We start from the raw sequence: 19,065 nt of genomic DNA, 5'->3' as shown, positions 1-19,065 counted from the left end.
CCGTATCGAGGACACTGGTGACGCGCGACCGGGCATGGACAGGGCCAGAACGCGACCGGGTATGGACAGGGACAGAAGGGGAGCAAGGGTAATGAAGGGCACTGTTGGTGAGCTCGGGGAGTTCGGGCTCATCAGGGAGCTCACCTCCCGTCTCACCACCACCCCGGCGGTCCGGGTCGGCCCCGGCGACGACGCCGCGGTGGTCGCCGCCCCCGACCGCAGGGTCGTGGCGAGCACCGACATCCTGCTGGAAGGGCGGCACTTCCGCCGCGACTGGTCCACGGCCTACGACGTGGGCCGCAAGGCCGCCGCGCAGAACCTCGCCGACATCGCCGCCATGGGCGCGGTACCGACGGCGCTGCTGCTCGGCCTGGTCGTCCCCGCCGAACTCCCGGTGACCTGGCCGACCGAGCTGATGGACGGCCTGCGCGACGAATGCCAGGTCGCCGGCGCCTCCGTGGTCGGCGGCGACGTCGTACGCGGTGACACGATCATGGTGTCGATCACCGCGCTCGGCGACCTGCGCAACCAGGAGCCGGTGACCCGGGGCGGCGCGCAGCCCGGGGACATCGTCGCGGTCACCGGCTGGCTGGGCTGGTCCGCCGCCGGGTACGCGGTGCTCTCCCGCGGCTTCCGCTCGCCGCGCGCCTTCGTCGAGGCCCACCGCCGCCCCGAACCGCCGTACCACGCGGGACCGGCCGCCGCCGGGCTGGGCGCGACCGCCATGTGCGACGTGAGCGACGGGCTCATCGCCGACCTCGGCCATATCGCGGAGGCCAGCAAGGTCCGCATCGACATCCGCTCCGGTGCCATCGACATCCCCAGCCAGATGAACGACATCGGGCAGGCCGTCGGCGTCGACCCGCTCCAGTGGGTGCTGACCGGGGGCGAGGACCACGCGATCGTGGCGACCTTCCCGCCGGACGTGAAGCTGCCCGCCCGCTGGAAGGTGATCGGCGAGGTGCTCAACCCGTCGGCGCTGCCCCAGGTGACGGTCGACGGCGCGCCGTGGACCAGCAAGGGCGGCTGGGACCACTTCGGGGACATCGAATCGTGAGCGCTCCGCCCAGGGTGCTGACGGTCGCGGGCTCCGACTCCGGTGGCGGCGCGGGCATCCAGGCCGACCTGAAGACGATGCTCGCGCTCGGCGTGCACGGCATGAGCGTGATCACGGCGGTCACCGCACAGAACTCCCTCGGCGTGCAGGGAGCTTGGGAGCTCCCGGTGGAGGCGGTGCGGGCCCAGTACCGCAGCGTCGTCGACGACATCGGCGTACAGGCGGTCAAGACCGGGATGCTTTCCTCGGCCGAACTGGTGGCGACCGTCGCCGAGTTGATCGGCGGGACGGACGCTCCGGCCGTCGTCGACCCGGTCGGCGTGTCCAAACACGGCGACCCGCTGCTCGCCGCCTCGGCCCTGGAATCCGTACGGACGAAACTGCTGCCCGTCGCGACCGTCGCCACGCCGAACCTCGACGAGGTGGCCCAGCTGACCGGTGTGCGGGTCGAGTCGGAGGCGGATCTGAAGCGGGCCGCGGCGGCCGTGCTGGCGTACGGGCCGCGGTGGGTGCTGATCAAGGGCGGCCACCTGGCCGGTGACGCCGTGGACTTGCTGACCGACGGCTCCGAGGAGCACTGGCTGCGGGCGCCGAGGCACGACAACCGGCACACGCACGGCACGGGCTGCACCCTCGCGTCCGCGATCGCGTCGCAGCTGGCGAAGGGGCAGTCCGTGCCGGAGGCGGTCGCGGCCGCCAAGAGGTACGTCACCGGGGCGATCGCGGCCGGATTCGCGCTCGGTGGGGGCATCGGACCGGTGGACCACCGGTGGGCCCTCAGGCCTCAGGCCGCCGGGTAGTCGCGGAGTTCGATGTCCGTGGCCGCCTTCTCGGTGAGCTTCTTGAAGAAGCCGGCCAGGAGACGCGAGCTGAGCAGGCGGTACATGCGGTCGCGGCTGCGGATGCGGCGCTCGGTGGGCGGGGCGAAGAACGGTCCGGCATTGCCGGAGATCTTCTGGCAGCCCTTCGCGAAGTCCCGGATCCTGCTCTCGTACTCGGCGAAGGCGGTGCGGTGGTCACCGCCCGCGAGGGCGAGCTCGCCGGCCAGGACGTACGCGCCGACGATCGCCACGCCCGTGCCCATGCCGCCCATCGTGGCGCCGTGACCGGCGTCCCCGAGCAGGACCACGCGGCCCTTGGTGAGGCGGTCGATGTGGACCTGGGCGATCGCGTCGAAGTACAGCTCGTCGGTCTGCTCCAGGGCCTTCAGCACCTTCGGGGCCTCCCAGCCCATCCCCGCGAACCGCTCGGCGAGGATCCGCTTCTGCGCGGCGATGTCCCGACGGTCGTACGTCAGCTGCTCGGACTTGAAGACCAGCAGGGCGCCGGCGCGGTCCGGATCGCCGTCGTAGTTGCCGAGGGCGACCGCGCGGCCGGGCTCGCTGTAGACCCGGCCCGTGCGGTCCAGGCCCAGGTCGTTGGGGATGTCGAAGCCTGCCACGTAGTGGTCGAAGAAGCGCAGGTAACGGGACTCGTCGCCGAAGGCCAGGCGGCGGGTGTTCGAGTGCAGACCGTCGGCTCCGACCACGAGGTCGAAGCGGCGGGGCGCGCCCTTCTCGAACGTCACCTCGACGCCGCCGTCGGTCTCCGTGAGCGTGGCGATCGAGTCGCCGAAGACGTACTCGACACTGTCCCTGGTGCGCTCGTACATGATCTGCGCGAGTTCGCCGCGGAAGATCTCCACGTCCCCGCTCATCATCTCCGAGGGCAGGTCCACGCGCGGGCTGCCGTCCGCGTCGACGACGATCTGCCGGCCCATGTGCGTCTGGCGGGCGTGGATCTCGTCCCAGATGCCCATCGCGGTCAGGACGGTGCGGTGGACATGGCCCCGGAAGTCGACCGCGAAGCCGCCCGCGCGCATGCCCGGGGCCTTCTCGACGACGGTGACACGGGCGCCGTACCGGGCCAGGTCGAGGGCGACGGCGGGGCCGGCGACGCTGGCGCCGGAGACCAGAACGGTGAGGTGGCTGAGGCTGTGTGCGTTCGTCGGGTTCGTCATGGCCATGAGCTTCCAGGGAGCCGCTGACCGTTCCCCTACCGTTCGCTGACCGCGGCTGACCGCAGACTCCGGCCCTGCTCGAAGGCCTTGTCGTACGCCTCGGCGGACAGCCGTGCGCGTACGTCCCGCTCCGTGCGTACGACGTCGGGGTCGCCCTCGGCCGGGGCGCCCCTGAGGCCCGTGGCGGCGCCCAGGAGTTCGGCCGCCCGTTCGGGATGCGGCGCGACGGAGGCGAGCGCGTCGGCGACGCCCGCCAGCGCGAAGACGTCGGGGGAGTCGAGGGCGAGCGTGCGGGCCTGGGCGAACCAGTCCCGGGCCGTTTCCGTGTCCCCTTCCGCGACGGTCGCGCGGCCCAGTCCGAGGAGGATCCACACCGTCTCGCCGACGCTGAACCAGTTGGCGGCGCAGGCCTCCAGGGCGCTTTCGTAGTGCACGCGCGCGTGGGCCGGGTCGCCGGACAGTCGTGCCACGTCACCCAGGCCCCGGCGGGCGCTCGCCACCTTGTCGGAAGCACCCGCCGTACGGGCGAGGTCCGCGGAGCGGGTGAAGTGCGCGGCTGCCTCTTCGGTGTCGCCGCGGTGCAGCAGCACGAACGCGCGGGACCGCAGCAGGTCCGCGGTCTCCTCCGGCGCCTGAAGCTCTCGCACGTACGCCAAGCCCTCGTCCAGCAGCTCCAGGGCACGGCCGTACGCGCCGCGCCGGCCGGCGAAGCCGCCCAGCGGGTCGAGACAGTTGGCCATGCCCCAGCGGTCGCCGGTGGCCCGGAAGCGGGCCAGGGACCGGGCGAAGGCGATCTCGGCCTCGGCAGCGCGGCCCGCGAACATCTCCTGGTAGGCGACACCCAGGTCCAGCAGGGCGAGACCCCACGGCTCCTCGCCGATCTGCACGCGGACCTGTTCGCCGACCGTGAGGTGGGGGCCACCGGTGAGCGACCAGAGAACCACGGTGAACGGTAACCCCAGAGGATCGTTCAACGATCCCATGATGGTGGCCGTGCGCGCGATGAGGCCGGCCTCGGCCGGATCCTCGCCGCGTCCGCTGACCGCGTTCATCAGGCACAGGGCGTACTCCTCGGCCAGGCCCTCGGGCGGCTCGCCGCCGACGGCCGCCAGGAGTGCGCGGGCCTGCGGCACCTGCTCGCCGTACGGACCGCGCAGCCGCCTGAACCAGGTCAGCACGGCCATCAGGCGCAGAGCGTCGGCGGGCGCGCTACGAGTGAGGTGGCGCACAGCCGCGTCCAGGTTGTCGTGCTCGGAGGTCAGTCGGGCCAGCCACGACAGCTGCTCGCCGCCGCGCAGACACGGCTCCGCCCGCTCGGCGAGCTCCAGGAAGAACGCGGCGTGCGCGTCCCGGAACGCTTCCTCGTCGCTGAGGCCCCAGGCGGCGAACGCGCGGATCGTCTCCAGCATCCGGTAGCGCCCCTCGGACACCTCGAGGAACGATTTCTCGACCAGCGAGGCCAGCAGGTCCTCCGGGTACGGCACCGCGCACACCGCCTCCACGGCGTCGAGGGTCGCGCCTCCGGAGAACACGGTCAGCCGGGCCGCCAGCTCCCGCTCCTCCTCGTCCAGCAGGTCCCAGCTCCACTCCACGACCGCGCGCAGCGTGCGGTGCCGGGGCGCCTTGGACCGGTCGCCGCGGGACAGGAGACGGAACCGGTCGTCCAGGCGGGCGGCGAGCTCGTCCGGCGTGAGTGTGCGCAGGCGCGCCGCCGCCAGTTCTATCGCCAGGGGCAGCCCGTCGAGGGCGCGGCAGATGTCGGGCACGCGCGCGTGGTCCTCGAAATCGGGGCGCACCGCTCGTGCGCGGTCGCGGAAGAGCCGGACCGCGGGCTCCGGCGGCAGCGGGGGCACGGGAACGAGGACCTCCCCGGTGACGCCGAGCGACTCGCGGCTGGTGGCGAGGACACGGACGCCGGGGCAGGCGCCGAGCAGCAGCGCGGACAGCCGGGCGGCCTCCTCCACCAGGTGCTCGCAGTTGTCGAGGACCAGCAGCAGCTCACGGTCCTCCAGCGCCGCCAGCAACCGGCTCGTGGTGTCCGTCGCGGGGGTGCGGAACCCTTCCCGGGCGCCGAGCGCGGTCAGTACGGCGTACGGGATCCGGGTGCCGTCGGTGAGGGGGGCCAGCTCGACGAAGCACACCTCGGGCCGGGCGCGGGCTGCCTCGATCGCCAGCCGGGTCTTGCCGGCACCGCCCGGACCGGTGAGCGTGACCAGCCGTGCGTCGGACAGGGCCCGGGCGATCCGGACGAGTTCGTCCTCGCGGCCGACGAAACGGGTGAGCTGCTCCGGGACCTGCTGCCGGGCGGGGCCACGGCCCCGGAGCAGCTCCAGGTGGAGCGCGGACAGGTCGGGCGACGGATCGGCGCCCAGTTCGTCGGCCAGCGTGCGCCGGGCCTCCTCGTACACCGTGAGCGCCTCCGCGGGCCGCCCGCCCGCGTGCAGGGCCCGCATCAGCTGCCCGTACAGCCGCTCGCTCAGCGGATGGGCGGACAGCAGCGCCCGCAGCTCCGGCACGAGCTCAGGGGCGCCGCCCAGGGCCAGGTCCGCCTCGATCCGGTCCTGCACGGCGGCCAGCCTGAGCTCCCCGAGACGAGCGGTCTCGGCGTGCGCGTCCGGGAGATCGGGCAGCGCGGGCCCGCGCCACAGGGCGAGCGCCTCCCGCAGCCGCGCCGCGGCTCCGGGATGGTCCCCGGCGGCGAGCGCGGCACGCCCCTCCTCGGACAGCCGCTCGAAGCGGTGGACGTCCACGGAGTGGGGCGGGGTGGCGATGCGGTAGCCGGTGGGGGCCGCCTCGATCTCCGTGTGCGGGGCCAGGCGCCGGCGAAGGCGGGAGACCTGGGACTGGAGCGCGTTGGCGGCTCCGGCGGGCGGCTCGGCGCCGTACAGGCCATCGGTCAGGCGCTCCGCGGAGACCGTACGGCCGGCATCGAGGAGCAGGAGGGTGAGCAGGGTGCGGGGGCGGGGGCCGCCGGGGTCGACGGGGGTGCCGTCGTCGGTGCGTATCTCGAGGGGGCCCAGGATGCCGAAGCGCATTCATGGGAGTCTGGCAGGGCGCGGTGGTGATCGGGTACGGCAAAAAGCCGGCCCACCGAGGTGGACCGGCTTGATGCAGCGAACCAGCAGTGGCCGCGCGCTTAGCTGTGCGTCAGCGCGAGACCTTGCCGGCCTTGATGCACGAGGTGCAAGCGTTCACGCGCTTCGGCGTCCCGCCGACCACGGTACGGACGCGCTGGATGTTGGGGTTCCAGCGACGGGACGTACGGCGGTGCGAGTGCGAGATGTTGTTGCCGAAGCCCGGCCCCTTGCCGCAGACGTCGCAGTTGGCAGCCACGGGTCACTCCAAAGACTTCAGATGCACTTACGGTTGATCCCGGCATGCCGGGATCAGGATCGAGGATCTGAGTGGCGGTGCCAGGGGGAGAGCCCGATGTGATCGGGCAACCGGAGCAGCATACAACGGCTGCGCCAGTACAACGAAACTACCATGGCTGACCGGGGGTCCGCCCCGGCCCTCTTCCGGCGGACACCGAACCGGGGTCTACGCTGCCTCCCAGACCAGCAGCTCAAGGAGGCGCAGGTGCCGCAGGTGCCGCCGACATTCTTCGACGCTCTCGCGGTGCGCACCTGGTGTGGTCTCGCGCTGCAGGCGCTCGGGCGGGCGCGCGAGGAGATCGACGCGATCAACGTCTACCCCGTGGCGGACGGAGACACCGGCACGAACCTGTACCTGACCGTGGAATCGGCCGTCGCGACCGTCGAGGCGGTGTTCGCGGGACACGAGGCCGGATTCGGCGGCGACAGGGACGCCGGGGGCGCTTCGCCTTCCCCTTCCGCTTCGCCTTCCCCTGCCCTTTCACCTTCTTCGTCTCTGGCGGACGCCGTTCCGTCTCTGGCGGACGCCGCGCGCGCGATGGCACACGGGGCCCTCATAGGGGCGCGCGGCAACTCCGGGACGATCCTCGCGCAGCTGCTCCGAGGTATGGCGCAGGTGTTCGCCGCCGACGGTGAGGCCGCTCACACCGATGGGACGGGGCTGCGGCTCGCCCTGCGGCACGCCGCCGACTCCGCCCGCCAGGCCGTGGCCCACCCCGTGGAAGGCACGGTCCTGTCGGTCGCCTCCGCCGCCGCCGACGCGGCCGAGGGAGCCGAGGGCGACTGCGGGGCGGTCGCGCGGGCGGCCTTCCAGGGGGCGCGTGCGGCACTGGCCGCGACCCCCGGCCAGCTGGCCGTCCTGGAGCGTGCCGGAGTGGTCGACGCCGGCGGGCGGGGACTGGTGGCCGTGCTCGGGGCGCTGGTCGAGACGCTCACGGGAGAGGCTCCGGCGACGCTGGTGGTGCCGGGGGTGGCCGGGGTACCGGTGCCCAGGGCCCACGCGCGCGTGGGCGAGAGCGTCGCAGCCCCCGCCGTCGCCACCCCGGCCGTCGCTACCTCCGCCGCCGACGACGTCGCGGCGTGCGCGGACGGGCCCGCGGCACCGGAGGAGGGCGGCCCCGCCTTCGAGGTGATCTACCTGCTGGAGGCCGACGACGCGGCCGTCGCGCGGCTGCGGGCACGGCTCGACGCCCTCGGGGACTCGCTCGTCGTGGTCGGCGGCGACGGGCTGTGGAACGTCCATGTGCACGTCGACGACGCGGGCGCCGCCGTGGAGGCGGGCGTCGAGGCCGGGCGGCCGTACCGGATCCGCATCACCCACTTCGGCGCCGGCGACGTGCACACCCGCGGCGGCCGACGCCGGGAGCCCGCCCAGCGCGCCGTGGTGGCCGTCGTGCCCGGCGAGGGCCTGGCCGGGCTGTACACCGAGGCGGGCGCCACCACCGTGCTCGCGCGCCCCGGGGAGCCGCCCGCGAGCGGTGCACTCGTCGAGGCCGTACGCCGGGCCCACGCACGCGAGGTCGTCCTGCTGCCCAACGACGCGGACCTGCGCCACACCGCGGCCGCGGCGGCCGACCAGGCCCGTGCCGAGGGCATCCGGGTGGCCCTGATCCCGACGCGCTCCGCGGTCCAGGGCATCGCGGCGCTCGCCGTGCACGAACCCGACCGCCGCTTCGACGAGGATGTCGTCGCCATGACCTCGGCGGCCGGTGCCACCCGCTACGCCGAGCTCGCCGTCGCCGAACGCCAGTCCTGGACCATGGCCGGCATCTGCCAGGCCGGTGACGTCCTCGGTCTCATCGACGGCGACGTCGCCGTGATCGGGTCGGACGTCACCACCACCGCCGAGACCGTGCTGGACCGCATGCTCCAGGCGGGTGGAGAGCTGGTCACCATCGTTCTCGGCGACGAGGCGCCCGAAGCCGTCGCGGCGCATCTGGAGGCCCGGGTCCGGGAGTCCTATCTCGCCGTCGACACGGTGGTGTACCGGGGCGGGCGGCAAGGGTCGCTGCTGCTCATCGGCGTCGAGTAGGCCCTGCTTCCGCCTCGGTCCTACCTCGCCGCCTGTTCCTCCAGGACCTGCAACATCTGCTCCGCCTCCGCGCGCCGTGCCTGCGCCGTCCCGTCCTCGTCCCCGTCGGCGTACGTCTCCAGGACGGCACGCGCGCGTGCGGCCGCGTCCGCCGGGCGGCCCAGGTCGGCCTCCAGCCAGCCCGCGGCGAGCTGGGCGGCGGTGCGGCTGTGCCGGGCCTCCGGCCCGAGGGAGCCGAACACCGCGATCGCCTCCGCCGCCTGGGACAGGGCCTCCTCGAACGCGCCCTGGATCGAGTCGTCACCGGCGTCCTCGGAGACGGAGCGGGCCAGCAGGTCGCCGAACTGCCGATGGGTGTGGCCGAGTTCGGCGACGAGCCGTCCCCGTGCCTCCTCGTCGGCCGCCGCGTCCAGTGCCGCCTGGCACTCCCGTACCGCGCCCGCCATCAACTCCCGGGCGCCCTCCGGCCCCGGCCCGGTCCGCAGCGCGAGCCACGCGCGGGCGCGCAGGGAGCGGACCAGGCCGTGGGTGTTGCCGAGGGTGCGCCACAGGTCGCCCGCGCGGGCGTAGGCCCGGTCCGCCTCGGCGGGCAGGCCGGCGTGCCCGAGGTTCTCGGCGGCGAGGTGGGCGAGCGTCGCGTGGTCGTGCTGCTCGGGCCAGTGCCGGGCGATCTCGGCGGCCTGGAGCCGGCGTTCGGCGGCGGCGCGGTGCTCCCCGAGCTCGCTCAGACAGTCACCGAGCCACCACTGCGTCTGGACGATCGCGCCGTCGCCGTGCGTCTCGGCGGTCAGGTCGGGCAGTGCCGACTCCAGCACCTCCGCGGCCTCGACCCACCGCCCCTGCCGTACCAGGAACCCGCCGAGCTGGTGCCGGGCCCAGGCACCCAGCGTCGGCCCCTCGCCCGCCTCGTCGGCCCAGTGCGCCGCCTCCAGGGCGTGTTCGGCCGCCTCCTCGGCCTGCCCCCGGCCGCCGACGACCTCGGCGAGCTGGAGGTGCAGCTGGGCCCGCCCGACCGCCTCCAGGTGCGGCCCCCCGTGCTCCAGGGCCGCCCGCAGCGCCCGCTCCGCCTCCGCGGTGTCGCCCAGGTGGTGCGCAAGCCCGGCCAGCCGCGCCTCGTACTCCACCGCGAACCACGGCAGCCCGGCCCCGACGAACGCCGCCGCGGCCCGCGCGAACAGCTCCGCGCCCGCCTGGGCGTCCCCGGTGAGCGCCGCCAGTTCCGCGAGCATCGCCTGGGACTCGGCGGCCCGTGAGGCGAGCCGTACGTCGTCCCCCACGTGCCCGTCGACGAGCGCCAGCACCTCCCGCGCGGCCGCCTCCGCCTCGGTCAGGACCGGCTCCGGCGCGGGACCGTCGGCCTCGTGCACCCGCCGCATCAGGATCCGCGCCCGCCCCATCAGCACGGACGCCGCCTGCCGGACACCCGTGGCGTCGGCGGCGTAGAGCGCGAGGACCTCGTCGTACGGCCCCGCGACCGCGGCGACCGCCTCGTCCAGCTCGCCGGTGAGGGCGTGCACGTACGCCGCACGCGCGCGTGCCGCCAACGCCTCACCCGGGTCGCCCGCCTCCGCGTACAGCTCGGCGGCGCGCTCGAACAGCTCGGCGCCCTCGGGGCCCGCGTCCATCGCCTGGTGGTCGGCGATCTCCGCGCGGTCGCGGGCGTCCAGCTCGACACCCTCGGCGGCCCGGGAGACCGCCGCCCACGCCTCCACGGCGTTCGGCTGCAACGTGTCCGACAGCCGGCGCGCCTCGGCCAGCAGCGCGGCCAGATCGGGCTCGCCGGCCGGCTCCACCGGCGACGTGACCACGGGCATGGCGGCGCCGGCGGGCCGGGCCGCGCGCACGCCGAGCGGCAGCCGCTCCACCAGCGGACGCTGCGCCATACGCGCGCGTGCCCGCTCACTGACGTACGACGTGCCGTTGCGCGCGTCGAAGCGCTCGGCGAGCGCGAGGGCCTCCACACGCGCGTGGGCTCCGAGTTCGACCGCCGTCCACGCCCGGCCCGCCGGCCCCGGCACCCGCCGGTCTTCGAGGCCGAGCTCCGTGAGGCGGTCCATCAGCAGGGCCACCACGGCCATGAACTCCAGTCGGCTGCGCGGATGCCCGGTGTCCGTGAAGTACGCCGGCCGCTCCGCCAGCAGCTCCAGGCCGCGCGCCTCGTTGCCGGTCAGCGCGCAGAACTCCACGTGGTCCGCGTACGCGCCGCGCATGCTCTCCATGGACCGTACGAGCCGGAAGCCCCGCAGATGGTTGGCGCGTGCCTCGTCGAGGCGGTCGAGGCGCAGCAGGGGGACCAGGGAGGAGGCGAGGACGGTGTGCGGCTCGTGGGCGCAGGAGAACTCGCCGTCCAGGACCGGCCCCCACAGCTCGACCGCCTCGGCGTCCCGGCCCCGCTCCGACTGCCACCAGCCCTGCCCGTGCAGCTCGCACGCGTGGCAGTCGGCCATGGCGTCCCGGTCGGCGGCCAGCCAGGCGGCGTACGCCCGCTCGGCCCGCCCGACGTCCCCGACGTGCGCGGCCACACTGAACTCCGCGCTGCGCACGGCCCGCTCGGAGTGCCCGGCCAGGCGGTAGCGGCGCTCCATCTCGCCGAGCCACTTCTCCATGGCGGCCAGCGGAACGTGCGGCTGGTCGAGCATGCCGGACGACATCCACTTGAAGACCCAGTGCAGCGAATGCGTCTCGTACTCGTCGAAGTCCTCGGGCCTCTCGTCCCACATGCGCAGCAGCCGCGCGAACGGGACGAACATCTTGTCCTTCTCGGAGCTGTAGTTGTAGACCTTCAGCTGGTGCCCGAGCGCCTCGATCACGGCGAGCGGGATGTTCAGCCGCTCCGCCTCGGTGAGCAGCTGCTCCGCGCGCGCGTTGCGGGCCGGCCCCTCCGGCTCCTCGCCGTTCTCCGCCATCGCCCGGCGGAGGGAGTCGAAGTCCGTGATCTCACTCATCGGTGACCGTCCTCGCCAAGGGTGGCCCACTCCAGCAGGCCGATGAACGCCCGGTTCAGCAGCGCCGAGTCGGAGGGCCGCAGCGGGCGCTGCGCCATCAGCAGCGCCTGCCCGTACAGGGACTCCGTGGCGGTGCCGATCAGCTCCGCGTCACGCAGCGAACTGATCCTGCGGATCAGCGGATTGAGGTGGTTGAGCACCAGACGCGCGCGCGGAGCGCTGCCGCGCAGCGAGCCGAGAATGCCCGCCCACAGATCGTCGGCCTGCTCCTCGGCCTCCGCCCGCGCCTGCTCGTGCCGGGCCGCCCGGTCGTCCAGGTGCAGCGCGGGCACGGACAGCGGATGGAAGGCACGCAGGACGACGTCACAGCCCAGCGGGTCGAGCTTCGCCCGCGCGGCCGCCAGGAAACCCGAAAGGGCCAGCTCCTCGGCCGGGTCGACCGCGTCCAGATGGGCCGTCACGGTGTCCGCGTCCAGCTCGGCGACCACCGTCCCCGGCCGTACCGAGGGCAGCGCCTCGACGAGCTCGCTGTCGTACGTGTAACCACCGTTGATCACCCCGACGCCCTGCGCGGAGGCGATCGGCGCGACCTGGCGGTACTCCTCGACGGTCCGGGTGAAGTGCACCACCGGGTGCCGCTGCGCGAACTCCTCCAGGGACAGCCGCCCGTCGGTCGTCTCGAAGGGGAGCCACGGCAGCATCGTGCGCAGCATCTCGCTGTCGTGCCGCGCCAGGGACTTCACGCCCAGGTGGTGCACGGACAGGAAGGCCGCCAGCCGCTCCGGATCACCGGCGGCCAGCCCGGTCAGCCACGACCGGATCCTTTCTCCGAGCGCCTCCCGCACGGCGGCCAGCGTCTCGTCCTCGTACAGCGACTCGCGCGACGCCGTGGGCCGCAGACTGTCCGTGTCCAGGACACAGCGCACGAAGAAGGCCCAGTCGGGCAGCAGCTGTTCGCCCCGCTCGGTCAGCAGCATGCCCTTGAGATGGACGCGATGACCGGCCCGCTGGGCCGGGCTGACCGCCGACGGCAGCACGTACGCCACACCGCGGATCCCGGCCAGCGGCACGTCCAGGTCGATCGCGTCCAGCGGAGTGAACCCGAACAGTCCGTGACAGTGCCGCGCCAGGGCCACCCGCCGGGTGGCGGGAGACGGATACGGCCGGTCCCACGGCGCCGGAAGGTCGGTGACCGCCTCGTCGCCCACCCGCACGTCGTACGGCAGCAGCGACCCGAAGTCCCGCGCCAGCGCCAGGACGCGCGCCTCGGTCAGCCACTCCTGGGCCCCGGCCCGCGCCACCAGGTGCACGGTGGTGCCCGGCTCGGGGCGGGCCTCGTCCGGCAGCGTCCGCACGGTGTACGAACCGTCGTCGGTCGCCGTCCACTCCACGGGCGGGGCCTGCGGCGTACGGGCGCTGCGGCTGACGACCCGGATCCGCTCGGCGACCACGAAACAGGCCAGCAGGCCGATGCCGAACTGCCCGAGGAAGTCGGAACGGGCCTCCTGCAGACCGTCGGCCCGCTTGGAGCTGCGGCCGATGGTGGCCAGCAGGTTGTGGACATCGGCCTCGGTGAGCCCGACCCCCGAGTCCTCGACCCGCAGGGCACCGCCCTCCGCGAACAGCCGCACCCGAGCAGGTGCGTCCGGCTGCCCGGCCCGCCGGGCAGTGATCGCGTCCACCGCGTTCTGCAGCAGTTCGCGCAAGTAGACCTTGGGACTGGAGTAAAGGTGATGGGACAGCAGGTCAACCAGACCACGCAGGTCGACCTGGAACGTATGAGGTGACTGGGATGCCTGGGATGACTGTGAGGTCTGGGAGTCCATCGTCGCAGCGCCGTGGGTGGGGGATGATCGACGGCGCGGGGTCGGGCGGTCCCGGTGGGGCAGTGACCGCGGGGGATGGCCGGAGCGCGCCATCCTAGAGCCCGAACAGCCCGTCCGACCAGGAGATTCCCGGGACGTATACGGCATTGTCAGTGGTGTGGTGTGCAATGGATCTCGTGCCCGCACTGCAAGAACCACTCAAAAAGGTGCTCGGCCCCGCCACCGCGAAGGTGATGGCCGAGCACCTCGGCCTGCACACCGTCGGCGACCTCCTGCACCACTACCCCCGCAGATACGAGGAGCGCGGCCAGCTCACCCACCTCGCCGACCTCCCCATGGACGAGCACGTCACCGTGGTCGCCCAGGTCGCCGACGCCCGTCTGCACACCTTCGCCTCGTCCAAGGCACCCCGCGGAAAAGGCCAGCGCCTCGAGGTGACGATCACGGACGGCAGCGGGCGGCTCCAACTGGTCTTCTTCGGAAACGGCGTTCACAAGCCCCACAAGGAGCTCCTGCCGGGCACGCGCGCGATGTTCGCGGGCAAGGTCTCCCTCTTCAACCGCCGCCTCCAACTGGCCCATCCGGCCTACGAACTGCTGCGCGCCGACACGGAGGAGGCTGTCGAGACCTGGGCCGGCGCCCTCATCCCCCTCTACCCCGCCACCGCCAAACTGGAGTCCTGGAAGATCGGCAAGGCGGTCCAGACGGTGCTGCCGAGCGCCCGGGAGGCCCTCGACCCGCTCCCCGGATCCCTCCGCGAGGGCCGCGGCCTGGTCTCCCTCCCCGAGGCCCTCCTCAAGATCCATCGCCCGCACACCAAGGCGGACATCGCCGACGCCCGCGCCCGACTGAAGTGGGACGAGGCCTTCGTCCTCCAGGTCGCCCTCGCCCGCCGCCGCCACGCCGACGCCCAACTCCCCGCCGTCCCCCGCAAACCCGCCCCCGACGGCCTCCTCGCGGCCTTCGACGACCGCCTCCCCTTCACCCTCACCGAGGGCCAGCAGAAGGTCTCCAAGGAGATCTTCGACGACCTCGCGACGGAGCATCCGATGCACCGACTGCTGCAGGGAGAGGTCGGTTCGGGTAAGGCTCAGCCCCTCGACTCGCTGGTCCTCACTCCCGCCGGTTTCCGTCGTATGGGCGACCTGCGGGTGGGGGACGAAGTTGTCGTGCCGGACGGGGAGATCGCGTTGATCGACGGCGTCTTTCCGCAGGGAGAGCGCGATGTTTGGCGGCTGGTCCTCTCCGACGGAAGCTCCGTCGAGTGCGACGACGAGCATCTCTGGATCGTTGGCACGAGTTGTGCGTGGCATCGAGGTCAGGCTCCCAAGGTCATGACAACCCGGGAGATCCGCCTGGACACCTTCAAGGCCAACGGATCTTCGAAGTGGTACGTTCCGGCAGCCATTCCGGTCGATCTTGGGAACGACGCCGGGCTGCCTCTCGATCCCTACCTGTTCGGCCTCCTGCTGGGAGACGGCTCATTCCGGCACAACCTGCGCCTGTCCACGATCGACGCCGAGATCCGTGAGGCAGCGGCCACGGCAGTGGCCCCCGAATGCCGACTGGTTCCGGTGAAGGGATCCCGCTGCGACTACACGATCCAGCTGACCTGCCGTAAAGGAGGCGCGCGTAATCCAGTGATCCAGGCCTTGCGGGACCTGAACCTTTGGGGCGTGACCTCGCAGGGCAAGTTCGTGCCCGACGTGTTCAAGAACACGTCGATCAAAAACCGTCTCGCTGTGCTCCAAGGGCTTATGGACACTGACGGCACCGTCCACACGGGCGGCCTCAGCGCCTCGTTCTGCTCAGCTTCGCTCCGGCTCGCGGAGGATGTTGCCTGGCTGGTCCGCTCGCTCGGAGGCCGGGCGCGGATCCTGCCGAAGCGGGCGGCGTTCAACGTCTCCGTGTCCCTGCCCGACCTGTACGCCCCGTTCAGGCTGACCCGCAAGGCCGAACAGGTAGGTCCCCGTCCGAAGTACAACACCTTCCGGCGCGGAATTCGCGCGGTCGAGTACGTGGGACGAAAGCCGGTCCAGTGCGTCAGCGTCGCTCACCCGAGCCATGCTTACGTCACTGACAACTTCACGGTCACCCACAACACGATGGTGGCCCTCCGCGCCATGCTCGCCACCGTCGACGCAGGCGGACAGGCCGCCATGCTCGCGCCCACCGAGGTGCTCGCCCAGCAGCACCACCGGTCCGTCGTCGAGATGATGGGCGAGCTGGCCGAGGGCGGGATGCTGGGCGGCTCGGAGCACGCGACCAAGGTGGTGCTGCTCACCGGGTCGATGGGGGTGGCCGCGCGCCGCCAGGCGATGCTGGACCTCGCCACGGGCGAGGCCGGAATCGTGATCGGCACGCACGCGCTGATCGAGGACAAGGTCCAGTTCCACGACCTGGGCCTGGTCGTGGTCGACGAACAGCACCGCTTCGGCGTCGAGCAGCGCGACGCCCTGCGCGGCAAGGGCAAGCAGCCGCCGCATCTGCTGGTCATGACCGCCACACCCATCCCGCGGACCGTCGCGATGACCGTCTTCGGTGATCTGGAGACCTCCGTACTGGACCAGCTCCCCGCCGGGCGTTCGCCCATCGCCAGTCATGTCGTCCCGGCCGCCGAGAAGCCGCACTTCCTGGCCCGGGCCTGGGAGCGCGTGCGCGAGGAGGTGGGCAACGGGCACCAGGCGTACGTGGTCTGCCCCCGCATCGGCGACGAGGCCGACGACCCCAAGGCCGCCAAGAAGAAGCAGTCGCCCGAGGACGAGGCCGAGAAGCGGCCCCCGCTCGCCGTCCTCGACGTGGCCGGGCAGCTGAGCCGCGGGCCCCTCCAGGGGCTCCGGGTGGAGGTGCTGCACGGCCGTATGCCACCGGACGACAAGGACGCCGTCATGCGCCGCTTCGCCGCCGGCGACACGGACGTCCTGGTCGCCACGACCGTCATCGAGGTCGGCGTGAACGTGCCGAACGCCACAGCGATGGTGATCATGGACGCCGACCGGTTCGGTGTCTCCCAGCTCCACCAGCTGCGTGGCCGGGTGGGGCGTGGCTCGGCTGCCGGGCTGTGTCTGCTGGTCAGCGAGATGCCCGAGGCGAGCGCGGCCCGCCAGCGGCTGAACGCGGTGGCGTCCACCCTGGACGGCTTCGAGCTCTCCCGTATCGACCTCGAACAGCGCCGCGAGGGCGATGTGCTCGGCCAGGCCCAGTCCGGCGTCCGCTCCAGCCTGCGGGTGCTCGCCGTCATCGAGGACGAGGAGGTCATCGCGGAGGCCCGCGAGGAGGCGGCCGCCGTCGTCGCCGCCGACCCCGAACTGGAGCACCTCCCCGGACTGCGGACGGCGCTGGACGCCCTCTTGGACGAGGAAAGGGAGCAGTACCTGGACAAGGGGTGAGCACCCGCGGTGGCCGGGCCGGGAAGAGCCGGGAGCGGGAGAACCGATCGGGCCGGGAAGAGCCGGGAGCGGGAGAGCTGAGAGACTGGAAGCGACGCCCCACCGCACATGGACAAGGACCCCAGATGACCCGCGTGATCGCCGGCGCAGCCGGCGGACGCCGCCTCGCCGTCCCGCCGGGCACAGGCACCCGCCCCACCTCCGACCGCGCGCGCGAGGGCCTCCTGTCCACATGGCAGTCCCTGCTCGGCGGCCCGCTGGACGGCGAACGGGTCCTCGACCTGTACGCCGGGTCGGGCGCCGTCGGTCTGGAGGCCCTGTCCCGTGGCGCGGGTCACATCCTGCTCGTCGAGGCCGACGCCCGCGCGGCCCGCACGGTCCGCGAGAACGTGAAGAGCCTCGGGCTGCCCGGTGCCGAGGTCAGATCGGGCAAAGCGGAACAGATCATCAAGTCGCCGCCGCCCGCGGAGCCGTACGACATCGTCTTCCTCGACCCCCCGTACGCCGTCTCCGACGACGATCTTCGCGAGATTCTGCTCACACTCCGCACGGAGGGCTGGCTCGCACAGGAAGCCCTCGTCACCGTGGAGCGCAGCACCAGAGGCGGGGAATTCCGGTGGCCGGACGGTTTCGAAGCCCTTAGGGCCCGTCGCTACGGCGAGGGCACGTTTTGGTACGGTCGCGCCGCCTCTACGTGCGAAGACGCACCATGACCGGACCGGAGAGCGAGGGATCACAGTTGCGCCGCGCCGTCTGTCCCGGGTCGTTCGACCCCATCACCAACGGACACCTCGACATCATTGGCCGCGCCTCCCGTCTGTACGACGAGGTCTATGTCGCGGTGATGATCAACAAGTCCAAGAAGGGCCTGTTCGAGATCGACGAGCGGATCGACCTCATCCGTGAGGTCACCGCCGAGTACGCGAACGTCCGGGTCGAGGCCTTCCACGGCCTCCTCGTCGACTTCTGCAAGCAGCGTGACATCCCCGCCATCGTCAAGGGTCTGCGCGCCGTCAGCGACTTCGACTACGAGCTGCAGATGGCCCAGATGAACATCGGCCTGTCGGGCGTCGAGACCCTCTTCGTGCCCACCAACCCCACCTACAGCTTCCTGTCGTCCTCCCTGGTCAAGGAGGTCGCGACCTGGGGCGGCGACGTCTCCCACCTGGTCCCGCCCGCGGTCCTCGAGGCCCTCGCCCAGCGTCTGAAGAAGGACTGAGACCGACCCCGGGGGCGCGCACGGGAAACCCTCCGGAACCTGACAGTCCGTCACCCGGTGTCGGCCGCACACCCCATGGCCGTACAGTCGTCCCGTCCGTCTCCAACACAGCTGTAGAGAGTGGCGAGCACACGATGGACGTGCAGAAGAAGCTCGACGAGGTCGTCTCGACGGTCTCCAGTGCCCGGTCGATGCCGATGTCGGCCTCGTGCGTGATCAACCGCGCCGAGCTGCTCGCGATGCTCGAAGAGCTGCGCGAGGCACTGCCCGGCTCCCTCGCGCAGGCCCAGGAGCTGATCGGCGACCGCGAGCACATGGTCGAGCAGGCCCGCCAGGAGGCCGAGCGGATCATCTCCACGGCGCACGCCGAGCGCGGCTCCCTGATCTCCGACACCGAGATCGCCCGCCGCTCCCAGGCCGAGGCCGACCGGATCCTCGACGAGGCACGCAAGGAGGCCGAGGAGGTCCGCGCCGAGGCCGACGACTACGTCGACTCCAAGCTCGCCAACTTCGAGGTCGTCCTCACCAAGACCCTCGGCTCCGTCGGCCGCGGCCGCGAGAAGCTGCTCGGCACCGGCCCGGGCCTGGACGAGCAGGGCTACGAGGACGAGGACGCCCCCGAGCGCAGCCACGACCCGGAGACCCTGCGCCGCGACGCCGACGCGTACGTCGACACCAAGCTCGGCGCCTTCGAGGCGGTCCTGGCCAAGACCCTGGAGGCCGTCGGTCGCGGCCGCCAGAAGCTGCACGGCCGTATCGCCACCGACGACCTCGGCGTCCTCGCCGACGACACCACGACCTTCCAGCACTCCAGCGACGCCGACTACCTCGCCGACCTCGCCGCCCTCGCGGACACCCCGGCCGAGCCGCAGCAGCCCGCCCAGCCGCAGTACGACCCGCAGACCGCGCAGCCGGCGTACGGCTACCAGCAGCAGTCGGACCCGTACGGCGGCTACCAGCAGCAGTCCTACGGTCAGCAGGACGCCTACGGCTACCAGCAGGCGGATCCGTACGCGGCCTACCAGGGCTACGACGCCCAGCAAACCGCGTACGACCCGAACCAGGCCCAGCAGCCGCAGCAGGACCAGCAGGGCTACGCCCTCGACGAGACCAGCCTCTTCGACACCAGCATGATCAGTGCCGAGCAGTTGCGGGCCTATGAGCAGGAGCGGGGCCTGTAGGGCCTGTCTCCGAGCGCGGTCGGAGGCCGGCAGTCGCACCGGA

Annotated in this window: 12 protein-coding genes; 7 read left to right on the top strand and 5 right to left on the bottom strand. The window is 72.5% G+C overall.

Features of this window, described 5'->3' with window-relative positions; genetic code table 11:
* The first annotated feature begins 91 nt into the window (after positions 1-91).
* Together ACFY16_RS28780 and thiD are read left to right on the top strand one after the other, a co-directional pair.
* The gene (locus tag ACFY16_RS28780; protein ID WP_390650093.1) at positions 92-1,057 is read left to right on the top strand and encodes a thiamine-phosphate kinase; all 966 of its coding nucleotides are present in this window, start codon (positions 92-94) and stop codon (positions 1,055-1,057) included.
* Complete coding sequence (thiD, locus tag ACFY16_RS28775) at positions 1,054-1,857, top strand: bifunctional hydroxymethylpyrimidine kinase/phosphomethylpyrimidine kinase (RefSeq protein ID WP_390650092.1); 804 nt, start codon at positions 1,054-1,056, stop codon at positions 1,855-1,857. The genes ACFY16_RS28780 and thiD overlap by 4 nt, the downstream gene beginning before the upstream one ends.
* Here the strand turns inward: thiD and ACFY16_RS28770 are convergent.
* From ACFY16_RS28770 to rpmB, 3 genes are all read right to left on the bottom strand, one after another.
* Complete coding sequence (locus tag ACFY16_RS28770) at positions 1,842-3,056, bottom strand: FAD-dependent monooxygenase (RefSeq protein ID WP_390650091.1); 1,215 nt, start codon at positions 3,054-3,056, stop codon at positions 1,842-1,844. The genes thiD and ACFY16_RS28770 overlap by 16 nt on opposite strands.
* 35 nt (positions 3,057-3,091) lie before the next feature.
* On the bottom strand, positions 3,092-6,091 hold the full coding sequence (locus ACFY16_RS28765; protein WP_390650090.1) for a BTAD domain-containing putative transcriptional regulator: 3,000 nt from the start codon (positions 6,089-6,091) through the stop codon (positions 3,092-3,094).
* Between the two features lie 112 nt (positions 6,092-6,203).
* Positions 6,204-6,389, bottom strand: a complete 186-nt coding sequence (gene rpmB / locus ACFY16_RS28760; RefSeq protein ID WP_003993230.1) for a 50S ribosomal protein L28 — start codon at positions 6,387-6,389, stop codon at positions 6,204-6,206.
* A gap of 246 nt (positions 6,390-6,635) precedes the next feature.
* Here rpmB and ACFY16_RS28755 point away from each other — a divergent pair, with 246 nt between their 5' ends.
* Positions 6,636-8,462 carry a DAK2 domain-containing protein gene (locus ACFY16_RS28755; RefSeq protein ID WP_390650089.1) on the top strand — a complete coding sequence of 609 codons (1,827 nt, stop codon included), beginning with the start codon at positions 6,636-6,638 and terminating at the stop codon, positions 8,460-8,462.
* Positions 8,463-8,482: 20 nt separating this feature from the next.
* On the opposite strand, the gene ACFY16_RS28750 is transcribed toward ACFY16_RS28755, so the two are convergent.
* Together ACFY16_RS28750 and ACFY16_RS28745 are read right to left on the bottom strand one after the other, a co-directional pair.
* Positions 8,483-11,407, bottom strand: a complete 2,925-nt coding sequence (locus tag ACFY16_RS28750) for a tetratricopeptide repeat protein (RefSeq protein WP_390650088.1) — start codon at positions 11,405-11,407, stop codon at positions 8,483-8,485.
* Positions 11,404-13,233, bottom strand: coding sequence for an HSP90 family protein (locus ACFY16_RS28745; RefSeq protein WP_390650087.1), 1,830 nt, complete (start codon positions 13,231-13,233; stop codon positions 11,404-11,406). The genes ACFY16_RS28750 and ACFY16_RS28745 overlap by 4 nt, the downstream gene beginning before the upstream one ends.
* A gap of 167 nt (positions 13,234-13,400) precedes the next feature.
* On the opposite strand from ACFY16_RS28745, the gene ACFY16_RS28740 reads away from it, so the two are divergent.
* The 4 genes from ACFY16_RS28740 to ACFY16_RS28725 all read left to right on the top strand — a co-directional run bounded on the left by ACFY16_RS28740 (position 13,401) and on the right by ACFY16_RS28725 (position 19,022).
* Positions 13,401-16,622, top strand: coding sequence for a helicase-related protein (locus tag ACFY16_RS28740; RefSeq protein WP_390650086.1), 3,222 nt, complete (start codon positions 13,401-13,403; stop codon positions 16,620-16,622).
* A 125-nt stretch (positions 16,623-16,747) separates the two neighbouring features.
* Positions 16,748-17,335, top strand: coding sequence for a 16S rRNA (guanine(966)-N(2))-methyltransferase RsmD (gene rsmD / locus ACFY16_RS28735; RefSeq protein ID WP_390650085.1), 588 nt, complete (start codon positions 16,748-16,750; stop codon positions 17,333-17,335).
* A gap of 26 nt (positions 17,336-17,361) precedes the next feature.
* Positions 17,362-17,841: a pantetheine-phosphate adenylyltransferase gene (gene coaD / locus ACFY16_RS28730; protein WP_390650122.1), complete on the top strand. Its 480-nt coding sequence runs from the start codon at positions 17,362-17,364 to the stop codon at positions 17,839-17,841.
* Positions 17,842-17,975: 134 nt separating this feature from the next.
* The gene (locus ACFY16_RS28725) at positions 17,976-19,022 is read left to right on the top strand and encodes an ATP synthase F0 subunit B (RefSeq protein WP_390650084.1); all 1,047 of its coding nucleotides are present in this window, start codon (positions 17,976-17,978) and stop codon (positions 19,020-19,022) included.
* The last annotated feature ends 43 nt before the right edge of the window (positions 19,023-19,065 follow it).

The sequence above is a fragment of the Streptomyces sp. NPDC001315 genome (assembly GCF_042896175.1).
Taxonomy (GTDB): domain Bacteria; phylum Actinomycetota; class Actinomycetes; order Streptomycetales; family Streptomycetaceae; genus Streptomyces.
This window is presented reverse-complemented; position numbering and strand designations above follow the sequence as displayed.

What these genes read in the sequence shown, in the direction of transcription:
- ACFY16_RS28780 (WP_390650093.1), top strand. Translation starts at nt 92, where the DNA reads ATGAAGGGCACTGTTGGTGAGCTCGGGGAGTTCGGGCTCATCAGGGAG.
- ACFY16_RS28770 (WP_390650091.1), bottom strand. Translation starts at nt 3,056, where the DNA reads ATGACGAACCCGACGAACGCACACAGCCTCAGCCACCTCACCGTTCTG.
- ACFY16_RS28765 (WP_390650090.1), bottom strand. Translation starts at nt 6,091, where the DNA reads ATGCGCTTCGGCATCCTGGGCCCCCTCGAGATACGCACCGACGACGGC.
- ACFY16_RS28750 (WP_390650088.1), bottom strand. Translation starts at nt 11,407, where the DNA reads ATGAGTGAGATCACGGACTTCGACTCCCTCCGCCGGGCGATGGCGGAG.
- ACFY16_RS28745 (WP_390650087.1), bottom strand. Translation starts at nt 13,233, where the DNA reads ATGGACTCCCAGACCTCACAGTCATCCCAGGCATCCCAGTCACCTCAT.
- ACFY16_RS28740 (WP_390650086.1), top strand. Translation starts at nt 13,401, where the DNA reads ATGGATCTCGTGCCCGCACTGCAAGAACCACTCAAAAAGGTGCTCGGC.
- rsmD (WP_390650085.1), top strand. Translation starts at nt 16,748, where the DNA reads ATGACCCGCGTGATCGCCGGCGCAGCCGGCGGACGCCGCCTCGCCGTC.
- ACFY16_RS28725 (WP_390650084.1), top strand. Translation starts at nt 17,976, where the DNA reads ATGGACGTGCAGAAGAAGCTCGACGAGGTCGTCTCGACGGTCTCCAGT.